Origin of the sequence: Candidatus Microbacterium colombiense, assembly GCA_029203165.1 — a bacterium.
Classification (GTDB): Bacteria; Actinomycetota; Actinomycetes; order Actinomycetales; family Microbacteriaceae; genus Microbacterium; species Microbacterium colombiense.
Genome location: CP119308.1, coordinates 136,490 through 162,042, shown reverse-complemented (window position 1 = coordinate 162,042; position 25,553 = coordinate 136,490). Strand labels below are relative to the sequence as shown.

Here is a 25,553-nt window from a genome sequence, read left to right as displayed (position 1 = left end):
CCCGTCCTTCCTCCCTCAGGAGTCGCCGTGCCCTTCGCTCCCTCCCTTCGTCGCGCCGCCACCGCGGTCGCGGCCATCGCTGTCGTCGCCTCTCTGGCCGCCTGCAGCCCGTCCACGTCGACCGATGCCGGCTCCTCCGATGGTGCCCTGCAGACGGTGACCGCCGGCAAGCTCACCATCGCCACCGGCGAGCCGAACTACGAGCCGTGGTTCGTCGACGACGACCCCTCGAACGGTGAGGGCTTCGAAGGCGCGGTCGCGAACGCCGTCGCCGAGCAGCTCGGGTTCTCGGCCGACGACATCGTGTGGGTGCGCACGACCTTCGACGGCGCGATCGCCCCGGGTCCCAAGGACTGGGACATCAACCTGCAGCAGTTCTCGATCACCGACGACCGCAAGAAGGCCGTCGACTTCTCCTCGCCGTACTACACGACCACCCAGGCGGTCGTGGCCGAGAGCGACTCGCCCGCCGCATCGGCGACCACGATCGACGAGCTGAAGAAGGCCACCGTCGGCGTCGCCAGCGGCACCACGAGCTACACGGTCGCCAAGGCGCAGCTCGGCGAAGCCAACCTCAGCGTCTTCAACTCGGTCGACGACGTCGTGCTCGCCCTCAAGGGCGGCCAGATCGACGCCATGATCACCGACCTGCCCGGTGCGTTCTACGTCGTGGGTGCCCAGCTCGACGACGGCGTGGTCACCGGCCAGTTCGCCGAGGCCGACGGCGGCGACGAGTTCGGCATCGTGCTGCCCAAGGGATCGGCACTCACGACGTCCGTCACCGAGGCGGTCGACGCCCTGCGCGAAGACGGCACGCTCGACGAGCTGCAGCAGAAGTGGCTCAGCGACGCGGTCGACGTGCCCGTCCTGAAATGACCTCACAACCCGTCGAGACGGCGTGGCAGCCGAGCGAGCTCGAGCTGTCGCGCCGCGCTCTGCGGCGCCGGGCGACGACCCGGTCGGTTCTCATCGCGTTCGGCAGCAGCGTGCTGCTGGCCGGGGTGCTGATCGCCGTCGTCGTCAACACCCCCGGCTGGGCGATCGTCCGCGAGACGTTCTTCGATCCGCAGATCGCACTCAAGAGCATCGGACCGATCTTCCAGGGCCTGCTGCTCAACCTCCTGGTGCTCGTGATCGCCGCGGTGTGCGTGGCGATCCTCGGCACGCTCCTCGCCACGATGCGTTCGCTGCGCGGGCCGGTGTTCTTCCCGCTGCGCGCGCTCGCCGCGGCCTACACCGACTTCTTCCGCGGTGTGCCATTGCTGATCGTGCTGTACCTGGTCGGCTTCGGCATTCCGGCGCTCATGATCTTCCCTCGCATGCCCGCCATGTTCTGGGGAACCATCGCTCTCGTCATCACCTACTCGGCGTACGTCGCCGAGGTGCTGCGAGCCGGGATGGAGGCGGTGCATCCCTCGCAGCGCGTGGCTGCTCGCTCGCTCGGTCTCTCGCATGGGCAGACGCTGCGCATCGTCGTGATCCCGCAGGGCGTGCGCAAGGTCGTGCCCGCGCTCATGAACGACTTCGTGTCGATGCAGAAGGACGTCGGTCTGATCTCGGTGCTCGGCGCCGTCGACGCGGTCCGCGCCGCGCAGCTGCAGGTGGCTGAGAGCTACAACTTCACGCCGTACATCGTCGCGGGGCTCATGTTCATCATCCTCAGCTGGCCGATGATCCGGTTGACCGACGTCGTCACCTCGCGCCTCAACAAGCGCGAGCAGGCCGGAGGAGTCGTATGACCGTTCCCGTGATCGAGGCCCGCGGCGTGCGCAAGCGCTTCGGCGACCACGACGTGCTGCGCGGCGTCGATCTCGCCGTCGACGCGCACGAGGTCGTCGTGCTGATCGGCGCATCGGGGTCGGGAAAGTCCACGCTGCTCAAGACGATGAACCTGATCGAGCAGATCGACGACGGCCAGATCTTCCTGTCCGGCGATGACATCACCGATCCGCGGGTGGATGCCGACGGCGTGCGCGCCCGCATCGGGGTCGTCTTCCAGCACTTCAACCTGTTCCCGCACCTCACCGTGCTCGACAACGTGACCCTGGCCGCGCGCCGTGTGCACGGGATGTCGGCGTCCGATGCGCGCGAGCGCGGGCGCACACTGCTCGACACGCTCGGCCTCGGCGTCAAGGCCGGTGAGTACCCCGACCGGCTCTCGGGCGGTCAGCAGCAGCGCGTGGCGATCGTGCGCGCGATCCTGACGCAGCCCGAGGTGCTGCTGCTCGACGAGATCACGAGCGCGCTCGACCCACAGCTGGTCGGCGAGGTGCTCGACCTGGTGCGCGAGCTCAAGCGGCAGGGCACGACGATCGTGATGGCGACGCACGAGATGTCGTTCGCGCGCGAGGTCGGCGACCGCATCGTGTTCCTGCAGAACGGTGTGATCGTCGAGCAGGGGCCGCCGTCGCAGGTGTTCGATGCACCGCAGCAGGCCGCGACCGCCGAGTTCCTCTCGCGCGTGCGGCACTGAGACGAGTCGCTCGCAGAAGAATGCCTAGGCTGGAGTCATGACCAAGAACTCCCTCTGGACCGTCGTCGGTGTCATCCTCGCCGTGGTGATCGCGTGGTGGTTGGTCAGCGCGCTCTTCTCCGTGCTGTGGTTCATCGCGAAGCTGGCCATCGTGCTGGTGGTCGCGGCGGGTGTCTACTTCTTCCTGCGGTCGGTGTTCCGCCGCGACGCGGACTGAGCTCGCGCACGTTGCGCTCCTGAACCTCACGATCCTGCGCTCTGCGTCGTCGACTGGGGTATGAGACGACTTCACATCATCGCCCTCGCCGTATCGACCGGACTGGGCCTCTTCGTCGGCGGATGGGCGTACTTCGCCGCTGCCAGCTTCTACGCCTCGTTCCCCGGCGTGCTCGGCTCGTGGGTGTCGGTCGACGGTCCCTTCAACGAGCATCTGATCCGCGACGTCGGGGCGATGTACCTCGCGCTCGCCGCAGCCAGCATCGGTGGACTGATCTGGCGCAGCACGGCGGTGTTCCGCATCCTCGGCATCGCCTGGACCGTGTTCGGCCTGCTGCACTTCCTCTACCACGCCACGCACCTGCACCACATGCCGGTCAGCGACGCGGTCGGCGAGATGATCGCCCTGGGCGTCAGCCTGGCGTTGGGCGTGGTGCTGCTGATCCCTGGGCGGATGCCGTCACCGGGCCGCGCAGCAGACGTTCACGCTGCAGGGCGATGAGCAGGATGCAGGGCCGGATGCCGGTTTTCTCCCTGCATCCGGCCCCGCGCCCTGCGAACGGTACGCAGCGGCGGCAGTAGCAGACGCAGCGAAGACGCGTCAGCCGCGTGGATGCCGCGGGCTGGGGTCGGGCGGCAGGATCTCGACCGGTGCCACCAAGGCCTTCGCCTGCGCGCGCCACCAGATCACGAACCCGGTCGCGGTGAACAGTCCGTAGAAGACGTACATCAAGCCGGTGGCGTAGTACCCCGAGCTGAACAGCAGCGGCACCCCGACCACGTCGACGGCGATCCAGACGAGCCAGAACTCGGTCCAGCCCCGTGCCATGCCGTAGGTGGCGAGCAGCGAGCCGACGAAGGTCCAGGCATCGGCCCAGACGGGCTCCCACGAGCCGAGCGCGCGGAACAGCGGTGTCAGGGCGACCGTGCCGACGATCATCACGAGCACCATGCCGATACGCGCGCTCGTCGGTGCCCACCGCGGTGTCACGGTGCCGCCTGAGGCATTGCGCCAGCGGACCCAGCCGTAGATCGCGACGGCGATGAACATCACCTGGCGTCCGGCCTGGCCCAGCAGGTGCGGCAGCGAGTGGTCAGGGCTCAGGATCGATCCGAGGAACACGGTCAGCAGCAGCAGGTTGCCGATGATGCCGACGGGCCACGCCCAGATCTTTCGGCGCATGCCCCCGATCGCACTCGCGAGTCCGAAGACGTTGCCGACGACTTCGCGCACCAGAAGGGTCTGCCCGCCGGGCAGCTGCCACTGGGAGTTGAACGCGTCGACGAGCCATTGCAGCGCATCCATCGTGTTCTCCGTTCAGGATGCGGTCGTGGGAGCGGGGCGCTCATCGAGGGTGAGCTGGAGCAGGCTCAGGTCGAGCCAGCGGCCGAACTTGGCGCCGACCTGCGGAAGGCGTCCGACCTCATGGAAGCCGAGTTTCTCGTGCAGACGGATCGATCCGATGTTGCCGCTCTCGACGGCCGCGACCATGACGTGCACCCCGCTCGACCGCGCCAGCGCGATGAGCTCTTGCATGAGTGCCTTGCCGACGCCGCGTCCCTGCTGGTCGCCCCGCACGTACACCGAGTGCTCCACGGTCTGACGGAACCCGCTGTGCGGACGCCAGTCGCCGAAGGAGGCGTAGCCGACCACGCCGGTCTCATCGGCGGCGACGATGACGGGGAATCCGCGATGAGAGCGTTCCGCGAGCCAGGCCGCGCGGTCGTCGATGTCGACCGGATCCTCGTTCCAGATCGCGGTCGTGTGCACCACGGCGTGGTTGTGAATCTCGGTGATCGTCTCGAGGTCGGCGACGACCGCATCCCTGATCTGCACTGGGTCTCCTGCATCTGCGCTTCGGGCGCGCATCGCTGACGTTAGCAGGATGCACTCCTTCTGCACGGTCGATGACGCATGCCGGCTTGTCCACCGTCGTCGGCGGTGGGGCGCGGTCAGGCATCGCAGGCCGTGCGATAGCCGGAGGATGGGTGGATGCTCCGTTCGGCGTTCCGGGTTCATTCGCCCCGCTCCACTTACATGATGTATATTCGTTACATCATGAGCCTTGTGCGTACCCAGATCTCGCTGAGCGACGACGACCGTCGCGTGCTCGATGCGGTATCGCGGCGCACGGGGCTTTCGATGAGTGCGCTCATCCGCCAGGCGATCCACGCGACCTTCGGCCAGGGAGGTCAGCAGGAGGCGACGCGTTCGGCGCTCGCCGCGACGTTCGGCGCTGTGCCCGGTGACGTCGACGGCGCTGAACTCGTCCACGGTCTCCGATCCGGTAGGCGGCTGGGCGGCTCGTGATCACTCTCGTCGACACGTCGGTTTTCATCGACCACACACGCGGGGTGGTCGGAGCCCAGGCGGCGCTGATCGCCGCGGTCGAAGAAGGCCCTCTGCACTCGAGCGAGATCGTACGCACCGAACTGCTCGTTCTCATCCGGGAGAGCGAACTCGCAGCCGTTGCACCGTTGCTCGAGCAGGTGATCTGGCACCCGATCGATCGTCAGGTCGCCGAACGTGCAGGCGAACTCGGGCGGCGTTGGCTCCCGGCGTTCTCCGGTATCGACGCCGCCGACTTCATCATCGCCGCGACGGCCGATCTCCTCGGTGCGCGCGTGCTCACGCGCAACGTGAAGCACTTCCCGATGATCGACGGGCTGGCTGTCCCATATTGATGATCGAATCCCGTCGGCGTCGTCACCGCCGGGATTCGTCGTACGAACCCTCGCTCCACGAGGTCAGCTTCGCGGGGTTCAGCACGATCCACAGCCGCCGGACCCGGCCCTCTTCGATCTCGAGGTTCATGACCGAGGCGACCTGACCATCGGCGCGGAAGACGAAGGCGAGTCCGTCTCCGGTCTGCCGTTCTTCCGCTACGAGGTTCGGGTTCTTGCCGGCGATCCCGAGCAGGAAACGCGCCACGTTGTCGGCTCCGGTGACGATGTTCAGCGCCGCGCGCACCACACCGCCGCCGTCGCTGCGCAGCTCGACGTCGGGAGCGAGCACGCGCACCAGCTCGGAGACGGCGCCCGTGAGCGTCGCCGCCCGGAACGCCCGCACGACGCGGTCGTGTTCGGCGCGCGGCACGACGGTCGCACGGTTCTCCCGCACATGACGGCGTGCGGAGGTCGCGAGTTGGCGCACGGCAGCGGGCGATCGACCGAGGATCTCCGAGATCTCGGGGAACGGCACGTCGAAGATGTCGTGCAGCACGAAGGCCACGCGCTCCGACGGTGTCATCGCCTCGAGCACGACGAGAAGCGCGGTCGACACCGAATCCTCGAACGTGACGCGCTCCAGGGGATCGTCGAGGTCGGGGGACGTCACGCTCACCCGACCGATGCCCGAGAACGCGTCGACGGGGATCGGCTCCGGGAGCCACTGCCCCACGTACTGGTCGCGGCGCCGTCGAGCGGAGGTCAGCAGGTCGAGGGCGATCCGACTCGCGACGGTCGTGAGCCACCCGGCCGGATTCAGGATGCCGCTGCGCTCGGCATCCGTCTGCCGGTACCAGCGGACGAAGGTCTCCTGCACCACGTCCTCCGCATCGGCGAGCGTGCCGGTCATCCGGTAGGCGACCGACAACAGTCGGCGGCGCTCGTCGAGCGCGTCGTGCGGATCGTCGACCACGGGTTCTCCTCACAGGGGTGCATCTCGCAGACTACGACCTGCGGCAGACACCTCACACGTCGAGGCCGTGGGTCGTCATCTCTGTGACAGGGTGAGGATCGACCCACCCCGAACGAGAGGGACACGGATGAGGATCGCCGTCGCAGGAGGTACCGGCACCGTCGGCCGCTTCACCGTCGAGGCCGCGCAGCAGGCCGGGCATGAGGTCATCGTACTGTCGCGCGCGAACGGGGCGGATGTGCTCACCGGCGCGGGTCTCGCCGACGCACTCGGCGGGGCGGATGCCGTGATCGACGTCACGAATCTGACCACCCTGTCGGCGGCGAAGGCGCGGTCGTTCTTCGACACCGCGACCCGGAATCTGCTGGCCGCCGAGAAGTCGGCGGGGGTCGGGCATCATGTCGCGCTGTCGATCGTGGGGATCGACGGCATCGACGCCTCGTACTACGCCGGCAAGCTCGCCCAGGAGAGGGCCGTCGCGGCGGGCGACGTGCCCTCCACGATCGCGCGCGCCGGGCAGTTCCACGAATTCGCCGGGCAACTACTGTCGGGCATGCGGGGCCCGTTCGCGTTGATGCCGAAGACCCTGATGCGCCCTGTCGCCGCGCGTGAGGTCGGTGCGCACCTGGTGCGGGTGGCCGAGGCGGGGCCGGCCGGTCGGGCGATCGATCTGGTCGGACCGCGAGACGAGGAACTGGTCGACGTCGCCCGGCGTCAGCTGGCCTTCGACGGCATCCGTCAGCGGGTTCTCGGCGTGCGGCTCCCCGGGAGCTACGGCGCGGGCCTCTCGTCGGGCTCGCTGCGGGGCGAGAGCGATGCGCAACAGGGCTCGATCACCTTCGACGAGTGGCTGCGCAGCGCCGACCACACGCTCAGCTGACGCAGCATCCTCTGGAGTTCGTCTGCTCGAGTGTGCTCTCATGGGGCCATGAGCACTGTCGATCCCACCGCTGCCCGTGGCGCCCGTGCGGCTCGCATCCCGACCGGGAGGGACCTCATCATGCCCGGTCTTCTCGCGTTCATCGGCGGAGGTGCGCTGACCTTCTCACTCCTGGCCCTGGCGGCGGTGCCGTCCGGGGAGGACGTCTCGCGGAGCACGGTATCGCTCTTGCTCAGCGCGCTGGGTCTTCTGCTCGGGGGGACCATGGCGGTGGTGGGGCTGATCATCTGGGTGCGATCGTCGACCAGGAACCCGCGGATCCTGGGATGGGCCGGACCGCTCGCTCTCATCCTGACGGGGGCCAGCGGTGGCATCTACTTCGCGACCGGCGGTCTTCTTCTGCCGTTCGTGTTGTTCGGCGCCAGCATCCTCTGCCTGCTCTTCGCTCTCGTCGCGCGCCAACGTCATCTGCCGATGAGCGGCCGCTGAGCGAGGCTGATCAGACGTGCACGTCGGCGGGGGACTCCTCGCCCTCGTGGAAGTTCGCCTTCTTGCCCAGCAGGCGGGCGATCCCGAGCACCACGCCGACGATGATCATGCCGGCGATCAGCCCCGCGACCGCGCTGAACAGCGTGTCGCCGATCCAGACGATCACGCCGCCGAGCGGTTCGAGCAGGTCTTCGATGCCGTGGAGGATGTCGGCTCCGGCGTGCACGCCGACCTCGCCGAGATTCACGAGCAGCAGGTGTCCGCCGACCCAGAGCATCGCGACGGTTCCGAGCACGCTGATGAAGCGGAAGACCGCCGGCATCGACCGCACGATGCGGGTGCCGGTGTGACGGATGCGCTGCACCGGGTTCTTGGCCATCTTCAGGCCGATGTCGTCGATCTTCACCAGCAGGGCGACCGCACCGTAGACGACGCCGGTCATGATGAGTGCGATCACCGCGAGGATCGCCAGGGTCGTCCAGATGTCGAGTCCGGCCTCGAGGTTCGCGAGGGAGATGAGCATGATCTCGGTCGACAGGATCAGGTCGGTGCGCACCGCGCCCCACACCAGCTTGTTCTCGTTGCGCGCGCCCTCGTCGGCGTGGCCGTGTTGCACGCCGAACCACTCCAGCACCTTCTCGGCGCCCTCGAAGCACAGGTACGCGCCACCGAGGATCAGGAGGTAGGGCAGCACCCAGGGGGCGAACGCGGTGAGCAGGAGCGCGATCGGGATGATGATCACGAACTTGTTCGCCAGCGATCCGACGGCGATCTTGGCGACCACCGGCAGTTCTCGCGCGGGCGTGATGCCCTGCACATACTGCGGAGTCACGGCGGCATCGTCGATCACCACCCCGGCAGCCTTGGCCGAGGCCTTCATCGCAGCGCTGAGAATGTCATCGACGACCGCGAGCAGTCCAACCGACATGTATGTCTCCCCGGGGTGTTGTGTGCAGACGTGACACTCTATCCATTCCGCAGAAACTCACAGCCCGCTCCCAGCCCCGGGGGACCAAAACGTGGCGTCGCCTGGTTGTGATGAGAGACGCCGCAGCCAGCCGCGTCGGACAAAGGAGCCAGATCATGTCGAACGACTACCGCAAGACTTCCGAGGCCGTCAGCGACCTCACGCACCTCCAGTACGAGGTCACGCAGGAGGACGGCACCGAGCCGCCGTTCCGCAACGCGTACTGGAACAACCACGACGACGGCATCTACGTCGACGTGGTCTCGGGCCAGCCCCTGTTCTCGTCGACCGACAAGTTCGACAGCGGCACCGGATGGCCGAGCTTCACGAAGCCGATCGACGCGGAGTCCGTGACCACGCGCACCGACCGCTCGCTGTTCATGAAGCGCACCGAGGCGCGCTCGACCGGGGCCGACAGCCACCTGGGACACGTGTTCGACGACGGTCCCCGCGACGCCGGGGGCCTGCGCTACTGCATGAACTCCGCCGCTCTCCGCTTCGTGCCGGTCGACCGGCTCGAGGAGGAGGGGTACGGTCGCTACAGCCCCCTTTTCTCCGCATCCACCACTGACACCGAGGAGCAGTCATGACCGACACCGGAAACATCACCCGCACCCCCGGGACCGAGACCGCCGTCCTCGCCGGTGGCTGCTTCTGGGGCATGGAGGATCTGATCCGCCGCCAGCCCGGAGTGCTCGCCACCCGTGTCGGCTACACCGGCGGCTCGAACGACCACGCGACCTACCGCAATCACCCCGGCCACGCCGAGGCGGTCGAGATCGTGTTCGATCCCGCCCGGACGACGTACCGCGACATCCTCGCGTTCTTCTTCCAGATCCACGACCCCTCGACGAAGGATCGTCAGGGCAACGACCGCGGGTCGAGCTACCGTTCGACGATCTTCCCGCTCAGCCCCGAGCAGGAGACCATGGCGCGTGACACGATCGCCGACGTCGACGCCTCCGGACTCTGGCCGGGCAAGGCCGTGACCACGATCGAGCCCGAGGGTCCGTTCTGGGAGGCCGAGGAAGAGCACCAGGACTACCTGATCAAGTACCCCAACGGCTACACCTGCCACTTCCCGCGCGCGGGATGGGTCCTGCCCCGCCGCGAGGAGACCGCCGCGGTCTGAGCCGGCTCACCGAAGGCCCTCCGTCTCACGACGGAGGGCCTTCGGCGTGGCCGGGGCGGTTTGCATGCCCGGGGGCGGCGCCGGCGAAGCCGAGCGGTCAGCCCTCGGCGAGGAAGGCGAGCGCGGCGTCCTTGAAGTCGCGTGAGCCGGGGGCGTTGAAGTGGTTCCGGTTCGGGATCTCGAAGAAGCGTCCCTGCGGGGCTGCGGATGCCAGGGCGCGGGATCCCTCGATGATGGCGTCCTTCGACCCGGTGGCGAACAGGATGGGCCGGATCGGCGCATCCGCCGGGTCGGGGTCGATCGTCTGGAACGCGCGCATCCCCTCGGCGAGGGCGAGGAGCGCACGGAGGTCGTTGCCGGGCACCCGCTCGGTCAGGGCGATGTAGTTCTGGGTCGTCTGATCGGTGACGGGCGTGCCGTCGGAGATGTACCGGCGCACCTGATCGAGGTCGAGCCGCGCCAGGGGAGTGCCCTCCGGCGCGCCGCCGAGCACGGCCCGGCCGATGCGCTGCGGAAGATCGCGCACGACTTCCCAGCCCACCCGTGCTCCGAGCGAGTAGCCGAGGTACACCGCATCGTCGACGAGGTAGGCGTCCATGACCGTCTCGACGTCTGTCGCGAGTGTGCGGATGCCGTAGTCCGCGGGCTGATGCGGCTTCTCGCTGAGGCCGTGGCCCCGCTGGTCGAGGGCGAGCACGCGGTAGCCGACCTTCGTGAGCTCGCGCACCCAGCCGGTGAGCACCCAGTTGTCGCGGGCGTTCGACGCGAATCCGTGCACGATCACGACGACAGGGGCATCGAGCTCACCCCACGTGTACGTCGCGAGACGGGTTCCGTCGGCGGCGTGCACCTGCTGCGGGGCGGGCATCTGGTTCAGGTCGGAGAGGGGAACAGCCACGGCATCCATTCTCCTCCCGTCGGATTGCTCCTGACGCAGAGATGTACGCAATTGTACGGAGGTGTACAATTCACTCATGTCGATCATCAGCGCGAGTGACGCGCGTCAGAGCCTGCCGACGCAGCTCGATCGAGTCGAGGCGGGGGAACAGGTCTCGATCACGAGACACGGGCGCGTGGTCGCGGTCCTCGTGCGGCCGGACGTGCTGTTGGCGACGCGCTCGCCGGAGGCATGGGCGGCCGCCGACCGTATCGAGGAGCTGCTCAGTCGGGCGCGCGCCGAGCCGTTGATGCGAGCATCGATCAGCGAGAGCAGAGCGGACGAGCTGCTCGAGTCGATTCAGGATGACCGGTCGTCGCGGTGATCACGGCGTTCGACGCCGACGTCCTGATCTACGCGGCAGTTGCTGGGCATCCGCTCGGGGATCGGGTGGCCGCGCTCTTGAATGTCGAGCACCCGGAGCGGAGAACGGCGCAGACGGCCATCGGGTCGGTCCTCCTCCTCCCCGAAGTGCTCGCGAAGCCGCTCCGCGCCGGCGTCGATTCCGGCGAGTCTGCGGCGCTGGTCAGCCTGCTCAGTCGCCTCGACCTTCGACCGTTCGATCAAGCGACGGCGCGGCTCGCACTTGCCCTCGCGGTGGCATACGGGCTGCGCGCCGCCGATGCCGCGCACCTCGCCACTGCCGTGGCGGCCGGCGCTGATCGGTTCCTCACGAACAATCGCAAAGACTTCCCGAAGCACATCGCTGAGATCGATGTCGTGTACCCCGACGAGCTACCGCCGCTCTGACGCGCTGAGCGTCAGGCGACGACGAGGAAGCCGAGCACCGCGCTCGCGACCGCCAGCAGGGCGAGCACCAGGGCGGGAGCGAAGGGCTCCTTGCGGCGCAGGTGCACGACGGTCGCACCGATCATGATGATCGCGAGCCCGGTGCCGGCGATCGGGGTGAGGATCGGTGCGATGCCGGTCAGCAGCGGCAGGATCAGACCGATGGCGCCCACGACCTCGACTCCGGCGATGAGCTTGACCACGGGGGCGGAGAAGTCCTCGGTCCAGGTCAGGCCCCGCGCGGCGAGCGTGGGCTTCGGCGTGACGAGCTTCATGCCGCCACCGCCCAGCATGGCGAGGGCCAGCAGGCTGTTGACGATCCAGAGGGCGATGAGCACGAGGGAACTCCTTGGTTCTGTTCTGTGACCTTGTTACGATCAGTAACCAAGAATGGAGTACGCGGATGGTGGATGCAAAAGGCACATCGGTGTCACTGACGCACATCGATGAGCGTGCACTCGCCGGATTCCCCGGATACGAGAGTTCCTGCTCGCTGGACGAGAGTGCCGGACGCGCGATCCGCGAGGTGCTCGACCGGGTCGGCGACAAGTGGTCGCTGCTCGTGATCGCGACGCTCCGCGGCGACCGGCTGCGCTTCAGCGAACTTCTCAAGCACATCCCGGGCATCTCCCAGAGGATGCTGACGCTCACGCTGCGCCAGCTGGAGCGCGACGGGCTGATCACCCGGACCGCGTATGCCGAAGTGCCGCCCCGGGTGGAATACGAACTCACACCCCGGGGCGGCACGCTCATCCCGATCGCTCGCACGATCGGCGACTGGGCGATGGAGAATCACGCCGCGATCGAGGAGTCCCGCGCCCGCTACGACGCCGCGCGCTGAGCCCCGCCCCCTCCCATCCCCCGAGTGCACGGACGCGTACCACTCGACAACAGGTCGTGCACTCGGCGGGATGGCGGGAGGGGTGGATCAGACGCGGGTGCGCAGCGCCTCGCCGAGCGCGGCATCCACGTTCGTCCAGTACTGGAAGAAGCGCTCGCGGATGACGTCGATCGTGATGCCGCGGCCCTGACCGGTCAGCGTGTCGAGGAAGCGTGCGCGCTGCACGTCGTCGAACACGTCGCGGTAGAGCGTGCCGGCCTGGCCGAAGTCGTCATCGTCGGCGTGCAGGGTCGCCGCCGCGCGCATGAGCTCGCCGTCGGACTCCCAGCTCGCCTCGACGCCCGCGGCCGGGTCAGCGACCGGACCGCCGGCGGCACCGTACGAGTTCGGGGTGTACACCCGCTGCTGCGCGCTCGAGAAGTGGTACTGCATCTGCCCCTCGTGCATGTAGTTGCGCGTCTCGGCCGCATGCGGCTGGTTCACCGGCAGCTGGTTGTAGTTCGCGCCGATGCGGTACCGCTGGGCATCGGAGTACGCGAACACGCGCGCCATGAGCATCTTGTCCGGCGAGATGCCGGTGCCGGGCACCTGGTTCCCCGGGGAGAACGCGGCCTGCTCGATCTCGGCGAAGAAGTTCTGCGGATTGCGGTTCAGGGTGAACGTGCCCACCTTGATGCGCGGGTAGTCCTTCTTCGACCAGGTCTTGGTCAGGTCGAACGGGTTGAAGCGGTAGTCCGTCGACTCGGCGTACGGCATGATCTGCACGTACACATCCCACGAGGGGTTCTCGCCGCGGGCGATCGCATCGAACAGGTCGCGGCGGTAGTGATCGGCATCCGACCCGGCGAGCTGCTCCGCCTCGGCGGCATCCATGCTCTCCACGCCCTGGTGCGAGAGGAAGTGGTACTGCACCCAGAACCGCTCACCCGCGGCGTTGACCCACTGGTACGTGTGCGAGCCGTAGCCGTTCATGTGGCGCCAGCTGCGGGGGAGTCCGCGGTCGCCCATGAGATAGGTGACCTGGTGTGCGGTCTCGGGGGAGAGGGTCCAGAAGTCCCACTGCATGTCGGCATCGCGCAGGCCCGAGTCGCCCAGACGCTTCTGGGAGTGGATGAAGTCGGGGAACTTCATCGCATCGCGCAGGAAGAAGGTCGGGGTATTGTTGCCGACCACGTCGAGGTTGCCCTCGGTCGTGTAGAAGCGCAGCGAGAAGCCGCGCACGTCGCGCCACGTGTCGGGGGAGCCCTGCTCGCCGGCGACCGACGAGAAGCGCAGCAGCGTCTCGCTCGTCGTGCCCGGCTGGAAGACGGCGGCCCGGGTGTACGCCGACACGTCCTCCGTGACGACGAACTCGCCGAATGCGCCGCCGCCCTTGGCGTGCGGGTTGCGCTCCGGCACCCGCTCGCGGTTGAAGGAGGCGAGCTTCTCGACGAGGTAGCGGTCGTGCAGGACGGTGGGTCCATCGGCGCCGACCGTGAGGGAGTGTGCGTCGCTCGCGACCGGGGTGCCGGTCTGCGTGGTCGTCGCGGGATGCGGGGTGTTCGGATTCGTCATGATCTTCTCCTTCTGCGCGCAGGCGCGACGAACACCCCTGCCCGGATGGGCGGGCGCGGACGTCGGACTACGCGGCGTTCTGGCAGCTGGGGCACAGGCCCCAGAAGGTGACTTCGGCTGTCTGGACGGTGAATCCCCCGGCCGAGGACGGGGTGAGGCACGGCGCTTCGCCGACGACGCAGTCCACATCGCCGACCGCACCGCAGGAGGTGCAGACGACGTGGTGGTGGTTGTCGCCGGTGCGCCGCTCATAGAGGGCTGCGGATCCTGCCGGTTCGATCCGGCGGATGAGTCCCGCCGTCGTCAGGTCCGCGAGGATGTTGTGCACCGACTGGATCGACGTGGTCGGCAGCACCACGGATACGGCGCGGAAGACCCGCTCCGCATCCGTATGGGCCATGGAGTCCAGTGCCTCGAGAACGGCGACGCGGCCCGCGGTCGCCCGTAGCCCGGCGTCGCGAAGCGCCGAGTCGAGGTCTGTGTCCATGTCTTCGACCCTACCTTCTATTTTGAGTTATTCAAAAGAACGGCGTGTCGGGGGCGTCGCCGTGGACGCCGGGGTCTGACCGCGCGGCGATAGGATCGCCTCACATGCCCACACAGACCCCTCCGCTCGATCGTCAGGCCACACGTGCACGTCGTTGAGGTCGTCGGCGTCGTGGGCGAGATCATCGGCTGGGTCGGTCTGATCGCGGGGGTCCCGCTGGCCCTCATCGCCGTGCTCATCCGGAGTGCGCAGGGCACGCACCGCCCAACGCCGGTGACCATCCTCGAGGATTTCGAGGACAACGCCGTGGCGCTGTGGACGGTCGGTGATCGCACGCACACGCGATACCTGTCACCGGACGAGGTGCGGCATCTCCTCGCGCTGCCCACGCCGTCGGGCTTCGTCTCCGACCGTCATCCGGAGCAGATGCGTCTCGACGCACGCGCGCCGTCGGAGCGGGCGTGCACGACGATCGCGATCGTGATGCTCGGTGCGGCGGTGGTCGGCTTCGCGGCATCCGTGCTCCCTCTGTTCTGGAGCTGAGCGGAGCGGAGGCAGCGCCGACGCGGCGACGGGTCTCGTGCCGCGCCGTGCGTAGGCTCGCCTGCATGACGATCGAATACCTCGGCACCGTGGTCTCCGCGATGTGGCTCACCGTCGCGATCCTTTCGGGCGGGTTCGCGCGCACGCGCAACCGCTCGGCCTGGACGTGGTTCCTCCTGACCCTGTTCTTCGGGCCGTTCGCGGCGTTCCTGCTCGTCGTCTGGCCGGTGGTCGACCGTCGACCCGTCACCCCGCCGCCGACGGCTCAGTGAGCTCGCGTCACCCGCGCGTGATCGTGAATCCCGCCCCGCGCACCCGCACCTTCCCGCCCTGCACGGCCTGACCGCGCTGAGCACCGTCGGCGTCGTACGCCGTGCCGTTGCCCCGCGCCAGTGCGGTCACCCGCTGCTCCGACCGTGACCCGTTGGCGTACAGAACAGCCGCGCCGGAGGTCGTCGCATACACCGCGGTGACCACGCGCGGCTGGATCACCAGCGCGTCGAGTCGCACGTCGCCGCGGCTGGTGCAGCGCACCACGAGCGGACCCTCGGGTAGGTCGCCGCCCAGCAGCTGCGGCACGAGCGCCCCGTCGGCCTCGGTCAATCCGCGGTCGCCGGTGCCGCCTGCCGCGGTCTTCGTGCTCCACACCGTCCGTCGCCCGCGGAGCACCTCCCACACGGCGTCGCCGGCGCCCGCGGCCTGGCGCCAGACGAGCCCGTGCAGGATGCCGCCGGCCTCGGTCACGTCGAACTCGGCCCACTCGCCCTTCGCCAGCCGCACATACTTGCCTCCGGAGAGGTTGCCCTCGCCGATCCACGCTCCGCCCGCCGGCGTCTCGACCACGGCCCCCGGTGACAGGCGGGCGGACTCGGCCTCGAGCACGCGCAGCCCGGTGAACGACGACAGCCCGGTGATCGAGCTCGCGATCTGGGCGATGTCGCGGTTCGCGTCCAGCAGCAGCATCGTGAGGAGCCCGTGGATCGTCGATTCCGCGCCGGAGTTCCGGTTGACGCGCCCGTCGGTCTCGACGCCGTCGAACGTGACGCCGGTCGTCGGGTCGTACACCGGGATGCCGGCGGTGTTCGCACCGAAGAACCAGCCGGCCGCAAGACCGGCGAGCACACGCAGCCCGTCGCCGCCCACCGCTGCGGCCTGCACCGCGCCGGCCACCCGGCCGTGCGCACCGTAGGCGATCTGCGCCTCGGCGGGAATCGGGGCCCACGCGTTGTGGGGTCCGCCGCTCGCCAGCACCTGCGGCGTGAAGCGCCCGGCATCGGCGATCGCGGCGCTCGTCCAGTCGCGGCGCCGCAGCAGCCCGCCCGCGCGCGCCAGGGCTTCCGGAGCCGCCGCACCCCACGCGTGCCAGAACCCGAGGGAGCCGGTCCACGGCAGCACGGCGCCGAACGGCCAGCCCTTCGCGGGGTCGCTGGCCATCGCCGCGACGCCCTCGCCGTAGGTCTGCAGGGCTCGGCGGCTGCGGGAGTCTCCGGCTTCTGCCGCGGGGGCGAGTCCGAGCATGGCCTCGGCTGTGGCATCCGCCCCACCCGCGATCAGCCAGGCGGGCAGCTTCCTGCCGTCGCTGCGCACCCACTGCCCTGCGCGCGACAGCGACTCACGCCCGAGGGCATCGAGGCACAGGTGCAGACGCTCGAGCAGGAACGCGGCGAAGGCCCGATCCGTGCGGCGGAATGCGGCATAGCCCTCGCCGAACGCCCACACGCTGCGCGCGAGCCAGTACGACTCGGCAGAGTCCGAGGGGTCGGGCAGCTCGACCGGGATCGCGCTGGGGTTGAGCGTGCCGTCCTCCTGCTGCCACAGCACCACGCGCCCGGCGTTCGCCCCGCCGGTGGTCTGCAGGAACGCGAGAGACCGCAGCACGTCGCGGGCCTCGTCGCGGCTCTGCGCGTCGCCGGTCGCCTTCCAGTCGCGCAGGAACACGATGGCGGCGCGGGCGATGTCGTCGGCGTTGTACGCACCCTGTGTCCAGTGCCCGGTGGCCGCATCCCGTGTGCCGCCGCCGACCGGGCGGTAGCCGCCGGCGCCGTCGGTGTCGGCGTACGTCCACGGTGCCCGCACGACCGGCTGTGTGTCGATGCCGAAGGTCGTGTGCGTGGCACTCGCCGCCACCGGGACCTCGGCGAGCAGGAACCGCAGATGCGCGAGGTTGGTGAGACGGCGCCCGCGCGCCGAGCCGCGTGCCACCCCCTCTGCCGGCAGCAGCGAGCCGCCGGTCGCTGCTGCCCCGTTCGACGCGAAGGCCGCGTCGACGGGGAGGAGGGCGAGGGCGGATGCCGTCGCCGCGATGGTCAGGAACGAACGTCGTGAGGTGTCCATGTCGTCACTTCTCTGTGTCGGTGGATGTGGGTGTCGGTGGAGTTGGAGTTGGAGTTGGAGTGGGGCGACGATTCACGGAGCCGATGACGATTCACGGAGGAATCGGGGTGAATCCTCCGCGAATCGTCATGGTCTCGGCGATTCGTCGGGGTGCGGAAGTCAGTCAGTCGCGCAGCGCGCGACCCCAGGACTCGGCGGGATCGTGGATGGCGACGGCGAGAGTGGTGTCGGACTGCCCGTAGTACGCGAACCACTTGTCGTGGAACTTCACCAGACCCTCCACGAAGGTCACGTTGGAGACGAGCCCGTGCATGTCTTCGAACGTCTGCGGACGCAGCCAGGGCTCCTGCATCCGCCCGATCACCCGGGTGGGCTCATCCGGATCGATCGCGATCTGGCCGCACCGGTAATCCACGTCGACCGTGCCGTCGTCGTGCACGACGCGCGTGGCACCGTTCGTGAGGAAGACGAGCAACCCGTTGTCGGCGACGACCGGCGACGTGCCGATCTCGACCAGAGCTTCGTCCCACGTGCCCGGTGTCGGGGAGTACATCGGGTCGGTGTCGGCGGTGCCCGGGGTCCAATGGATCAGGTCGTCGCTGGTGGCCCAGTAGATCGCGCCCTCGCCGAAGTACATCCACCACTTGCCGTGCATCTTCTGAGGCACGATGACGCCGGCCTTCGACCAGTTGAAGCCGCGCGGGTCGACGGTCTTGAACGTGTCGAAGTCCTCGAACAGCGGTCCGTGCTTGGTCCAGGTGCGCAGATCGGGCGAGGTCGCCAGGCACAGCTGCGCGCTGTGACGGTCCCACCCCGTGTAGGTGAGGTAGAACGTGCCGTCGATCAGCGCGATGCGCGGGTCTTCGCATCCGTACCGTTCGTAGTCCTCCGAGGGGGAGAGGATCGGGGCGTCCTCGCGGGTGAAGTTCACGCCGTCGCTCGAGCGGGCCATGCCGATGTGCGACACGATGTCGTCGGCGTGCGCGCGGTAGAGCAGCACGACCTCGTCACCGTCGACGAGCGCCGCGGGGTTGTAGAGGTTGGCCGACTCCCAGCTGTCGCCGCGCGGACGCAGGATCGGGTTGCCCTCGTAGGGCGTGAACGGTCCGAGGGGGAAGGATGCTCCGGTGAACATGGATGTCCTTTCTGGGGATGGGATCAGCCCTTGACCGCGGCACCGAGATCGGTGGCGGTGAAGAAGCGTTGGAAGACGACGAACAGGATCACGACGGGGAAGGCGAGCGCCGTGGCACCCGCGAGGATCGCCCCGTTCGGGTTGGCCGTGGACTGCGCCACGTTGGAGATGTAGTTGGCCAGCGAGACGGCCAACGGTTGGAGCGTGGCATCCTTCGTGATCAGGAACGGCCACAGGAACTCGTTCCACGGCCCGATGAAGGTGACCAGCACGACCGTCACGAGCACCGGCTTGATGAGCGGGATCGCGACCGAGGTCAGCAGGCGGATCTCGCCCGCGCCGTCGATGCGCGCGGCCTCGAAGATCTCCACCGGCAGCGCCTTGAAGAACTGCACGAAGATGAACACCGCCGTCGTGTTGATCAGGAACGGCAGGATCATGCCCATGTACGAGTCGCCGAGGCCGTAGTTGCGTGTGATCTGCACGTAGAGCGGGATCATCAGCAGCTGGAACGGCACCATCTGCACGAGCAGCATCAGCACCCAGATCACGCCGCGGCCCCGGAAGTCGAGGCGGGCGATCGCGTAGCCCGCGAGCAGCCCGAACACCACGGTTCCCAGCAGCACACCGGCCGTGAAGATCAGCGAGTTGAGCAGCGAACCCATCAGGTCGATGCGCGAGTCGATCGCGATGAAGTTGTCGACGGTCCAGCCGCTGGTGGGCAGCAGTTCGCTCGGCGAGTTCGTCGGGTTCTCCTGGAAGGCCCCCACGAGCATGAAGTAGAACGGGAAGGCGAATCCGATGGCCGCAGCCGTGAGCAGGATGATGCTCAGGATGCGCGGCAGTGACCGTGTACGTCTCATCATCGCTCCCTGGTGGCGCGGTTGGCGGCGAGTGACAGCATCCCGACGAGGATCACCAGGATCATGCCGATCGCGGCGGCGGTGTCGGGGTTCTGCTGCTGGATGCCCAGCTGGTAGATGAGCAGGACCGGGGTCGAGGAGGCGCCGTCGGGGCCTCCGCCGTTGGTGAGCAGGTAGGGCTCGGTGAACAGGTTGGCGCCGGTGATGATCGAGAGGATCAGCACGAGCGTGGTGGCACTGCGCACCCCGGGGATCGTCACGTGCAGGAAGCGCTTGAGGGCACCGGCGCCGTCGGTTTCGGCCGACTCGTACAGCTCCTTGGGCACGTTCTGCAGGGCGGCGAGGTAGAGCAGGATGTAGAAGCCGAGCTGCTTCCAGGTGACGTAGAACGCGATCATCGGCATCGCCAGCCCGCTGTTCACGAGCCACGACGGGTCGGGGGCGAGCGGTCCGAGGATGGTGTTGATCAGGCCGTTGCCGGAGAACAGCAGCATCCAGACGCCCACCAGCGACACGCTCGCGGTGAGATACGGCACGTAGAACGCGACGCGGTAGGCGGCGACCCAGCGGATGCCGGTGTTCAGCGCGGCCGCGAGCACGAGCGACAGCACCGCGGTGAGCGGCACGTTGATCACCAGGAACACGAGGGTGTTGCGGAACGAGCCGAGCACCCTCGGGTCGGTGAGCACGGTGACGAAGTTGTCGAACCCCACGAAGGGACGGTCGACCTCGACGTTCGGCGCGGTGAAGAAGTAGTCGTGGAAGGCGATGTAGACCGCGAACGCGAGCGGATACGCGAAGATCGCGATCACGAAGACGAAGTACGGCAGCGCGAAGAGGCCGCCGATCGGTTGCGCACCCAGCCATCGGGTGCGCAACCGCCGGTTGTCGGTCATGAGGTCACTCGGCGACGAGCGTGTCGATCTTCGACGCGGCGTTGCTGAGGAAGTCGCCCACCGACTCCTTCGCGAAGATCACCGCGGAGGAGTACTCGTCGCGGAAGGCCTGCCAGGCCTCGACCGAGTTGGGGATGCTGGGCACGTCGGCGGTGTTCTCGGCCTGCTCGGCGAACGCCACGTAGTTCGGGTTCGCGGCGAAGTAGTCGGCGTAGGCGTCGGTGAGCCCGGTGCGCATCGGCATCTGTCCGGTGGCCTCGAGCAGGGCACCGTCGTTGTCGACGTTCGTCGAGAACTGCAGGAACTCCCACGCCGTTCCCTGGTTCTCGCACGAGGTGAACATCGACACGCTCTTCGAGTCGGCGAAGGTCGTCGGGTTCTCGCGTCCGTCGCTGGTCGGCACCGGCATGAAGCCCACGTCGACGGTGTCGGCGTACGAGGGGATCGCCCAGGGGCCGGCGAGCTGCATGGCGGTGGTGCCGGCCGACATCGCGTCGTCGGTGGATGCCTCATTCGGCGCGAGCTTGTCCTTGTAGATGGTCGCCCAGAAGTCGGCGACCGTCGTGCCGGCATCCGAGTCGAAGGTCGATGCGCCGTCTTCGACGAGCATCGTGCCATCGGTCTCGGCGAGATAGAGCGGGTAGAAGTCGAACCAGGGCTGGTAGAACTCGCTGGTCGGCGCCGGCCAGATCGCGCTCTGCACGCCCGAGTCGACGATCGCCTTCGCCCCGTCGAGGAACGCGTCGTACGTGTTCATCTGCGGGTCTTCCGGGTCGATGCCCGCGGCTTCGAACAGTGCCTTGTTGTACATGACCATCACGGGGTTCGACTTCCACGGCAGCTGGTAGTAGCTGCCGTCGGTGGCGTAGGCCTCGACGTCGCCGCTGCGCTCGGTGATGTAGTCGCTGCCGCCGTCGAGCGTGCTGAGGTCGACGAGTCCGCCCTGCTTGACCCAGCCGGAGACGGCTGCGGGTGCCACGTTGTAGACGAGGCAGGGTGCGGTGCCCGCCGTGATCGCCGCGGTGATGGCCTCCTCCGAGGAGGAACCCGCGGGGATCTCCTGGGCGGTGACCTTCTCGTCGGGATGCTCCGCGTTCCAGGCCTCGACGACCGCGGTGCCCCAGGCGACCTCCTGCTCGTTGTTCGAGAGCCAGACCTTGATCGGACCCGTGGCCTCGGCGGAGCCCGAGTCGGAGCCCCCGCCGCCGCCCGCGGAACAACCGGTGGCGACGAGTGCGAATGCGCCGACGAGTGCGACTGCGCTGATCTTCTTCATGGTGTCCTCCTCGACACAGTGGGTGGAACGGTCGACGACGCGGTGCTCTCACGGAAGTGCACGACGTTGCAGTCGACGATCTCGGTGCGCGGTTGCGCCCCGAGGATGTCTGCCCGCAGAAGGCGGGCGGCGGCGCGACCTCGCGCCGCGGGATCCGACGAGACGCTGGTCAGCGCCGGAGAGAGGTGCGCCGACAGGTGGTCGTCGTCGAAGCCCGAGATCGCGAGATCGTCGGGGATCACGAGACCCTGCGAGCGCGCGAACGACAGCCCGGCGATCGCCATGGTGTCGTTCGAGTACAGGATGGCGGTCGGGCGGTCGGGCAGCGCCAGGAGCTGCGCCGTGAGCGCGCGTCCGCTCGCGGCGGTGAAGTCACCCTCGCGCAGCAGTGCGTCGTCGCCGATCGTGGCGATGTAGGCGTCGGCGCGGGCGCGGGAGTGCACGTAGTCGAGCGGACCCGAGACGTGGGCGATGCGTTCGTGTCCGGCGTCGCGGAGGTGCGCGATGAGCTCACGCACCGGGGCTGCGTCGTCGGTGCGCACGCAGGAGAACGCGCTGGGCTGCTCGTAGGCGCCGACGAGAACGGTGGGCAGGCCCAGGTCGTCGAGGAACGGCACGCGCCAGTCGTCGTCACGGAGATCGAGCAGCAGGGCGCCGTCGGCACGTCCGTGGGTCAGAGCGCGGTAGGCGCGTTCTTCGGCCTCGCGGTCGGGAACGACCTGGAGGATCAGCGCGGTCTCGGTCTCGGACAGCACCGATTCGACGCCGGCGATGAAGGCCGGGAAGAACGAATCGTTCGCGATGACCTCGGGGTCGCGGGCGAGCACGACAGCGACCGCATTCGCGCGGCGCGTGGCGAGGGCCCTGGCGCTCTGGCTGGGCACCCAGTTCAGCTTCTCGGCTGCGGCGAGCACCTTCGCCTTCGTCTCATCCGAGATGGGGCGATTGCCGCTCAGCGCGTGCGAGACGGTGGCCTTGGTCACGCCGGCCTCGCGGGCGACATCGGCGATCGTCGTGCGGCTCATGCCACCTCCTCGTGGGGATCGACCCACTCGACGGTGGGCACGGCAGCGAGTGTAAACCGGTTTGATTGAGCCTGTCAACGGGGTGGCGGAGGTTCCCCAGGTGTGGGGGAATCAGCATCCGGCCGGCGATCGGGCGGCGTGCGGTCAGCGTGTGAGGAGGCGTGCGGCGGCCGGTGAGGCCGTCAGTGGGCGGAATCCCACCAGTCGAGAACGCGCGTTCCGAACAGCGTCAGCCAGCGTGACGGGGCTCCCTCGGGAGCGTCGACGACGAACCAGGTGCGACCGAGAAGCGGCGCGCCCTGGCTCCAGGTTCCGTCGGATCTGCGGGCCGCGCGCACCAGCGCCACCGCCTCGGAGAGCCGCTCATCCGGCCGGCGTCCTTCGTGCAGCGAGACCGCGCGGAAGTGGTCGAGCGCCGTCAGCGCACTGAACCGGTAGCGATGCGGATACGTGAACTCCCGCACGAAGTCGCCCACCCTCTCGCCGGTCGAGAGCCGGTGGAGCAGTCGTCGCTCCAACAGATACTCCTCCCCACCATGGCGGGCGTCTCTCACCGAATCGTCGCCTGTGAGCTGTTCGTAGACCAGGAGCTCCCGCACCGCGTTGAGGGTCGAGTGGAACGACGAGCGCGTCGACCGCCCCTCCTCGGCCTCGCAGTTCCATCCGCCGTCAGGCAAGCGATGGTCGACGAACCACCGCGCGAGCGCGCTCATGTCCACGCCGAGCCAGGCCCCGGTCGCGAGCGTGAACGCGTTGATGCACACGTCGACCTCGCCGCCCCAGTAGGGAAGATCCTCATACTCCCAGCGGCTGTTCGCGGCCAGCTTCTCGGCGGTGCCCCGCAGCGCGGATGCATCCACGCCGGTGTCGCGCAGCTCCTTCAGTGTCCAGGTCGTGGCGGTCCAGGGCTGACCCGGCGCCTCGGCCTCGGCGCTCTCGAAGAAGCCGGCGGGGAAGTACGCGCCTCCGGCCCATTGCCCGTCGGGGTCTTGCCGTTCGAGTAGTGCGGCGCCGAATCCCTCGGTGGCCACACGCGCCCTCGTCGCCTGCCAGACCTCGGGTGGAGCGCCGGTGAGATCGCGCTCCACCTGCCATCGCAGGCTCGGGTCGGAATCGAGGAGCCAGGCACGCACATCGGTCGAGATCGCCATGCGCGGAACGCTACTCCTGGCGGGCGACACCGGGAAGGCGGTGCTCAAGACGGCCGTGCGCAGACGGCCGTGCGCAGACGAAGCGGCTCAGACGAAGCGGCTCAGACGAAAAAACGGCTCAGACGAAACGGACGGTCTGCTGCAGGCGGGTGCGCACGTCGAAGAGCTCGTTGCCGCCGATCGGTCGAGCACCCGTCCCACCCTGACGCAGCACCATCGCGAGCGCGCTGCGACGCACCACCACGACGGGAACCCCGCGGCTGCTGCCGAGGGGTGTCACGGGCTGTGCAAGGTCGTCATCCGGCAGCACGATGATCGCTCCGCCGAACCGCACCTTGGCGGCCTTCGCGACGGCACGCATGCGCGCGTGCGTGGCGGTCACGGGGGCGCGAGTGCCCAGGCTCGGACCGGTGATCTCACCGCGGCGGAAGCCCACCACCCCGCCGAAGTCCTCCGACATGATCCCGTAGAGACCCGACGGGCTGAGCACCACGTGGTCGAGCTTGTCGTCGGCATCCGCGCCTGCGGCCACGTCGTGCCACACCGTGAAACCCATGCCCAGGTCGGAGACCGTGCGCGCGGTCGCCTCTTCGGCGAGGGCGTCGGCGAGCATGCGGCGCAGTTCCCGCGGAGCGGACCGCACGAGCGCCGGGTCGTACGGATCGGGAACATCGACGCCGCGGCCCGCCCACTCGCGGATCAGCACCAGGTAGCGCTCACGACGCCAGCCGCCCGGATGCCCGTAGGAGCGGGCGCGGGGACGGGTGTCGGCGCGGGCGGCGGTCGGACGCCATCCGCTCCACGTGCTCTCGGTCGTCGTGCCCGAGGCGACGCCGCTGCGGCGGTCGTACGACGCGCGGGCCTCGGCGGTGCCGACCAGTTCCCACGCTCGCTGCACCTGGATGAAGATCGCCGCATCGCCGCCGGTGTCGGGGTGCGTCTGGCGCAGCCGCAATCGGTACGCGCGGCGCAGTTCGGCGTCGTCGACCGCGGGGTCGACCTCGAGGATCTCGTACGCCGACGCGGAGAGCGGGCTGTCGAACATCGCTCTCCTTTCAGGGCGCGGACACCCAGCGTATCCGCCGTCGCTTGTGCTTTCCCCCGGCACCCCACTGTTCCCGTCGCGATATGGCAGCCTATTCGCGCGTCTTGGGTGTCATATCGCGACCGGAGCAGGGGTAGGGGGTTGCCGGCTCACGGGGCGGGGGCAGGGCGGCGGGGCTCAGACGTCGACGATGCGTTCGGCTCCGACGGCGGGCATGACGGTGCCGGCGGATGCTGCGGCGAGGTCGGCCGTGAGGCGGGCGATCTCCGGCGCGGGCACCCACAGCTCCAGCCTCGCGAGGCGGCCGTAGCTCGGCTCGCCGAGGGCCGCGCCGTGGTGGCCGACCCAGTCCCGCAGCAGATTGTCGTAGCGTCCGGCATCCGCGTGGGAGACGTCGATCGTCATCTGCGTGAGGGCCTTGCGGTGCACGAGGGCGGTGAGGTCGAGTGTCTCGGAGACGGCCGTGGAGTACGCGCGCACGAGGCCACCCGCGCCGAGCTTCACGCCGCCGAAGTAGCGGGTGACGACCGCGACGACATCGGTCAGCTCCCGCCGGCGCAGCACTTCGAGCATGGGCACGCCCGCGGTGCCCGAGGGCTCCCCGTCGTCGGAGGAACGTGCCTGATCCCCGAGCAGTCCGGTGATCATCGCGGTGCAGTTGTGATTCGCATCCCAGGCGCGCTTGCGGATGCCGGCGATCACCGCATCCGCCTCATCGACGGAGCCGACCGGCGCGACCAGGGTGAGGAACCGCGACTTGCGGATCACGATCTCGTGCTCCACGGCATCCGCGATCGTCGCGGGGTACACGCGCGCACTCATCCCCCCACGGTAGCCCGCACGGCCGCCTCCACACCCCGCCCGTCCCCCTGCTCCCGTC

General features: G+C 68.7%; 33 protein-coding genes. 16 read left to right on the top strand and 17 right to left on the bottom strand.

Features of this window, described 5'->3' with window-relative positions; genetic code table 11:
• The first annotated feature begins 27 nt into the window (after positions 1–27).
• Genes P0Y60_00870 through P0Y60_00850 form a run of 5 tightly spaced genes read left to right on the top strand, consistent with a single transcriptional unit; the run spans position 28 to position 3,191 of the window.
• A complete protein-coding gene (locus tag P0Y60_00870) occupies positions 28–876 on the top strand; it encodes an ABC transporter substrate-binding protein (protein ID WEK61342.1) in 849 nt (282 codons plus the stop codon).
• A complete protein-coding gene (locus P0Y60_00865; GenBank protein WEK61341.1) occupies positions 873–1,739 on the top strand; it encodes an amino acid ABC transporter permease in 867 nt (288 codons plus the stop codon). Before P0Y60_00870 ends, P0Y60_00865 begins: the two co-directional genes overlap by 4 nt.
• Positions 1,736–2,473, top strand: a complete 738-nt coding sequence (locus P0Y60_00860; GenBank protein WEK61340.1) for an amino acid ABC transporter ATP-binding protein — start codon at positions 1,736–1,738, stop codon at positions 2,471–2,473. Before P0Y60_00865 ends, P0Y60_00860 begins: the two co-directional genes overlap by 4 nt.
• Positions 2,474–2,510: 37 nt before the next feature.
• Positions 2,511–2,690 carry a hypothetical protein gene (locus P0Y60_00855; GenBank protein WEK61339.1) on the top strand — a complete coding sequence of 60 codons (180 nt, stop codon included), beginning with the start codon at positions 2,511–2,513 and terminating at the stop codon, positions 2,688–2,690.
• Between the two features lie 60 nt (positions 2,691–2,750).
• Entirely contained in the window at positions 2,751–3,191 is a 441-nt protein-coding gene (locus P0Y60_00850) for a hypothetical protein (GenBank protein ID WEK61338.1), read from the top strand.
• A gap of 99 nt (positions 3,192–3,290) precedes the next feature.
• On the opposite strand, the gene pnuC is transcribed toward P0Y60_00850, so the two are convergent.
• Positions 3,291–3,995 (bottom strand): nicotinamide riboside transporter PnuC, encoded by a 705-nt coding sequence (gene pnuC, locus P0Y60_00845; GenBank protein ID WEK61337.1) that lies wholly within the window; start codon positions 3,993–3,995, stop codon positions 3,291–3,293.
• A 12-nt stretch (positions 3,996–4,007) separates the two neighbouring features.
• Positions 4,008–4,526 carry a GNAT family N-acetyltransferase gene (locus P0Y60_00840; GenBank protein ID WEK61336.1) on the bottom strand — a complete coding sequence of 173 codons (519 nt, stop codon included), beginning with the start codon at positions 4,524–4,526 and terminating at the stop codon, positions 4,008–4,010.
• A gap of 222 nt (positions 4,527–4,748) precedes the next feature.
• Here P0Y60_00840 and P0Y60_00835 point away from each other — a divergent pair, with 222 nt between their 5' ends.
• The gene (locus P0Y60_00835; GenBank protein ID WEK61335.1) at positions 4,749–5,000 is read left to right on the top strand and encodes a ribbon-helix-helix protein, CopG family; all 252 of its coding nucleotides are present in this window, start codon (positions 4,749–4,751) and stop codon (positions 4,998–5,000) included.
• Positions 4,997–5,374 carry a type II toxin-antitoxin system VapC family toxin gene (locus P0Y60_00830; protein WEK61334.1) on the top strand — a complete coding sequence of 126 codons (378 nt, stop codon included), beginning with the start codon at positions 4,997–4,999 and terminating at the stop codon, positions 5,372–5,374. Before P0Y60_00835 ends, P0Y60_00830 begins: the two co-directional genes overlap by 4 nt.
• 22 nt (positions 5,375–5,396) lie before the next feature.
• Here the strand turns inward: P0Y60_00830 and sigJ are convergent, their stop codons facing one another.
• Positions 5,397–6,329: an RNA polymerase sigma factor SigJ gene (gene sigJ, locus P0Y60_00825; protein WEK61333.1), complete on the bottom strand. Its 933-nt coding sequence runs from the start codon at positions 6,327–6,329 to the stop codon at positions 5,397–5,399.
• A gap of 127 nt (positions 6,330–6,456) precedes the next feature.
• On the opposite strand from sigJ, the gene P0Y60_00820 reads away from it, so the two are divergent.
• Together P0Y60_00820 and P0Y60_00815 are read left to right on the top strand one after the other, a co-directional pair.
• The gene (locus tag P0Y60_00820) at positions 6,457–7,209 is read left to right on the top strand and encodes an NAD-dependent epimerase/dehydratase family protein (protein ID WEK61332.1); all 753 of its coding nucleotides are present in this window, start codon (positions 6,457–6,459) and stop codon (positions 7,207–7,209) included.
• A gap of 48 nt (positions 7,210–7,257) precedes the next feature.
• Complete coding sequence (locus tag P0Y60_00815; protein WEK61331.1) at positions 7,258–7,698, top strand: hypothetical protein; 441 nt, start codon at positions 7,258–7,260, stop codon at positions 7,696–7,698.
• A gap of 10 nt (positions 7,699–7,708) precedes the next feature.
• On the opposite strand, the gene P0Y60_00810 is transcribed toward P0Y60_00815, so the two are convergent.
• A complete protein-coding gene (locus tag P0Y60_00810; protein ID WEK61330.1) occupies positions 7,709–8,626 on the bottom strand; it encodes a DUF808 domain-containing protein in 918 nt (305 codons plus the stop codon).
• A gap of 155 nt (positions 8,627–8,781) precedes the next feature.
• Here P0Y60_00810 and msrB point away from each other — a divergent pair, with 155 nt between their 5' ends.
• Positions 8,782–9,255 carry a peptide-methionine (R)-S-oxide reductase MsrB gene (gene msrB / locus P0Y60_00805; GenBank protein ID WEK61329.1) on the top strand — a complete coding sequence of 158 codons (474 nt, stop codon included), beginning with the start codon at positions 8,782–8,784 and terminating at the stop codon, positions 9,253–9,255.
• Positions 9,252–9,797 carry a peptide-methionine (S)-S-oxide reductase MsrA gene (msrA, locus tag P0Y60_00800; GenBank protein WEK61328.1) on the top strand — a complete coding sequence of 182 codons (546 nt, stop codon included), beginning with the start codon at positions 9,252–9,254 and terminating at the stop codon, positions 9,795–9,797. Before msrB ends, msrA begins: the two co-directional genes overlap by 4 nt.
• A 97-nt stretch (positions 9,798–9,894) precedes the next feature.
• Here msrA and P0Y60_00795 read toward each other — a convergent pair whose 3' ends face one another.
• Positions 9,895–10,695: an alpha/beta hydrolase gene (locus P0Y60_00795; GenBank protein WEK61327.1), complete on the bottom strand. Its 801-nt coding sequence runs from the start codon at positions 10,693–10,695 to the stop codon at positions 9,895–9,897.
• A gap of 76 nt (positions 10,696–10,771) precedes the next feature.
• Between P0Y60_00795 and P0Y60_00790 the strand changes: the two genes are divergently transcribed.
• Entirely contained in the window at positions 10,772–11,059 is a 288-nt protein-coding gene (locus tag P0Y60_00790; GenBank protein ID WEK61326.1) for a type II toxin-antitoxin system prevent-host-death family antitoxin, read from the top strand.
• Entirely contained in the window at positions 11,056–11,484 is a 429-nt protein-coding gene (locus tag P0Y60_00785) for a PIN domain-containing protein (GenBank protein ID WEK61325.1), read from the top strand. The genes P0Y60_00790 and P0Y60_00785 overlap by 4 nt, the downstream gene beginning before the upstream one ends.
• An 11-nt stretch (positions 11,485–11,495) precedes the next feature.
• Here the strand turns inward: P0Y60_00785 and P0Y60_00780 are convergent, their stop codons facing one another.
• Positions 11,496–11,861: a DoxX family protein gene (locus tag P0Y60_00780; protein ID WEK61324.1), complete on the bottom strand. Its 366-nt coding sequence runs from the start codon at positions 11,859–11,861 to the stop codon at positions 11,496–11,498.
• 155 nt (positions 11,862–12,016) lie between these two features.
• Here P0Y60_00780 and P0Y60_00775 point away from each other — a divergent pair, with 155 nt between their 5' ends.
• Complete coding sequence (locus tag P0Y60_00775; GenBank protein WEK62836.1) at positions 12,017–12,364, top strand: helix-turn-helix domain-containing protein; 348 nt, start codon at positions 12,017–12,019, stop codon at positions 12,362–12,364.
• 87 nt (positions 12,365–12,451) lie between these two features.
• Here P0Y60_00775 and P0Y60_00770 read toward each other — a convergent pair whose 3' ends face one another.
• Together P0Y60_00770 and P0Y60_00765 are read right to left on the bottom strand one after the other, a co-directional pair.
• The gene (locus P0Y60_00770; GenBank protein ID WEK61323.1) at positions 12,452–13,918 is read right to left on the bottom strand and encodes a catalase; all 1,467 of its coding nucleotides are present in this window, start codon (positions 13,916–13,918) and stop codon (positions 12,452–12,454) included.
• Between the two features lie 67 nt (positions 13,919–13,985).
• A complete protein-coding gene (locus P0Y60_00765) occupies positions 13,986–14,405 on the bottom strand; it encodes a Fur family transcriptional regulator (GenBank protein WEK61322.1) in 420 nt (139 codons plus the stop codon).
• A gap of 144 nt (positions 14,406–14,549) precedes the next feature.
• Here P0Y60_00765 and P0Y60_00760 point away from each other — a divergent pair, with 144 nt between their 5' ends.
• Positions 14,550–14,948 (top strand): hypothetical protein, encoded by a 399-nt coding sequence (locus tag P0Y60_00760; GenBank protein WEK61321.1) that lies wholly within the window; start codon positions 14,550–14,552, stop codon positions 14,946–14,948.
• A 65-nt stretch (positions 14,949–15,013) separates the two neighbouring features.
• Positions 15,014–15,220, top strand: a complete 207-nt coding sequence (locus tag P0Y60_00755; GenBank protein WEK61320.1) for a hypothetical protein — start codon at positions 15,014–15,016, stop codon at positions 15,218–15,220.
• Between the two features lie 7 nt (positions 15,221–15,227).
• Here the strand turns inward: P0Y60_00755 and P0Y60_00750 are convergent, their stop codons facing one another.
• The 9 genes from P0Y60_00750 to P0Y60_00710 form a co-directional block, all read right to left on the bottom strand.
• Positions 15,228–17,282, bottom strand: a complete 2,055-nt coding sequence (locus P0Y60_00750; protein WEK61319.1) for a hypothetical protein — start codon at positions 17,280–17,282, stop codon at positions 15,228–15,230.
• Positions 17,283–17,445: 163 nt separating this feature from the next.
• On the bottom strand, positions 17,446–18,417 hold the full coding sequence (locus tag P0Y60_00745; protein WEK61318.1) for a glycoside hydrolase family 130 protein: 972 nt from the start codon (positions 18,415–18,417) through the stop codon (positions 17,446–17,448).
• 23 nt (positions 18,418–18,440) lie between these two features.
• A complete protein-coding gene (locus P0Y60_00740) occupies positions 18,441–19,283 on the bottom strand; it encodes a carbohydrate ABC transporter permease (protein ID WEK61317.1) in 843 nt (280 codons plus the stop codon).
• On the bottom strand, positions 19,280–20,176 hold the full coding sequence (locus tag P0Y60_00735) for a sugar ABC transporter permease (GenBank protein WEK61316.1): 897 nt from the start codon (positions 20,174–20,176) through the stop codon (positions 19,280–19,282). Before P0Y60_00735 ends, P0Y60_00740 begins: the two co-directional genes overlap by 4 nt.
• Positions 20,177–20,180: 4 nt before the next feature.
• The gene (locus tag P0Y60_00730) at positions 20,181–21,452 is read right to left on the bottom strand and encodes an extracellular solute-binding protein (GenBank protein ID WEK61315.1); all 1,272 of its coding nucleotides are present in this window, start codon (positions 21,450–21,452) and stop codon (positions 20,181–20,183) included.
• Positions 21,449–22,477 (bottom strand): LacI family DNA-binding transcriptional regulator, encoded by a 1,029-nt coding sequence (locus tag P0Y60_00725; protein WEK61314.1) that lies wholly within the window; start codon positions 22,475–22,477, stop codon positions 21,449–21,451. Before P0Y60_00725 ends, P0Y60_00730 begins: the two co-directional genes overlap by 4 nt.
• 182 nt (positions 22,478–22,659) lie before the next feature.
• Complete coding sequence (locus P0Y60_00720; protein ID WEK61313.1) at positions 22,660–23,628, bottom strand: squalene cyclase; 969 nt, start codon at positions 23,626–23,628, stop codon at positions 22,660–22,662.
• 118 nt (positions 23,629–23,746) lie between these two features.
• The gene (locus P0Y60_00715) at positions 23,747–24,673 is read right to left on the bottom strand and encodes a DnaJ domain-containing protein (protein WEK61312.1); all 927 of its coding nucleotides are present in this window, start codon (positions 24,671–24,673) and stop codon (positions 23,747–23,749) included.
• 177 nt (positions 24,674–24,850) lie between these two features.
• Complete coding sequence (locus P0Y60_00710) at positions 24,851–25,495, bottom strand: YigZ family protein (GenBank protein ID WEK61311.1); 645 nt, start codon at positions 25,493–25,495, stop codon at positions 24,851–24,853.
• Positions 25,496–25,553: the final 58 nt, after the last annotated feature.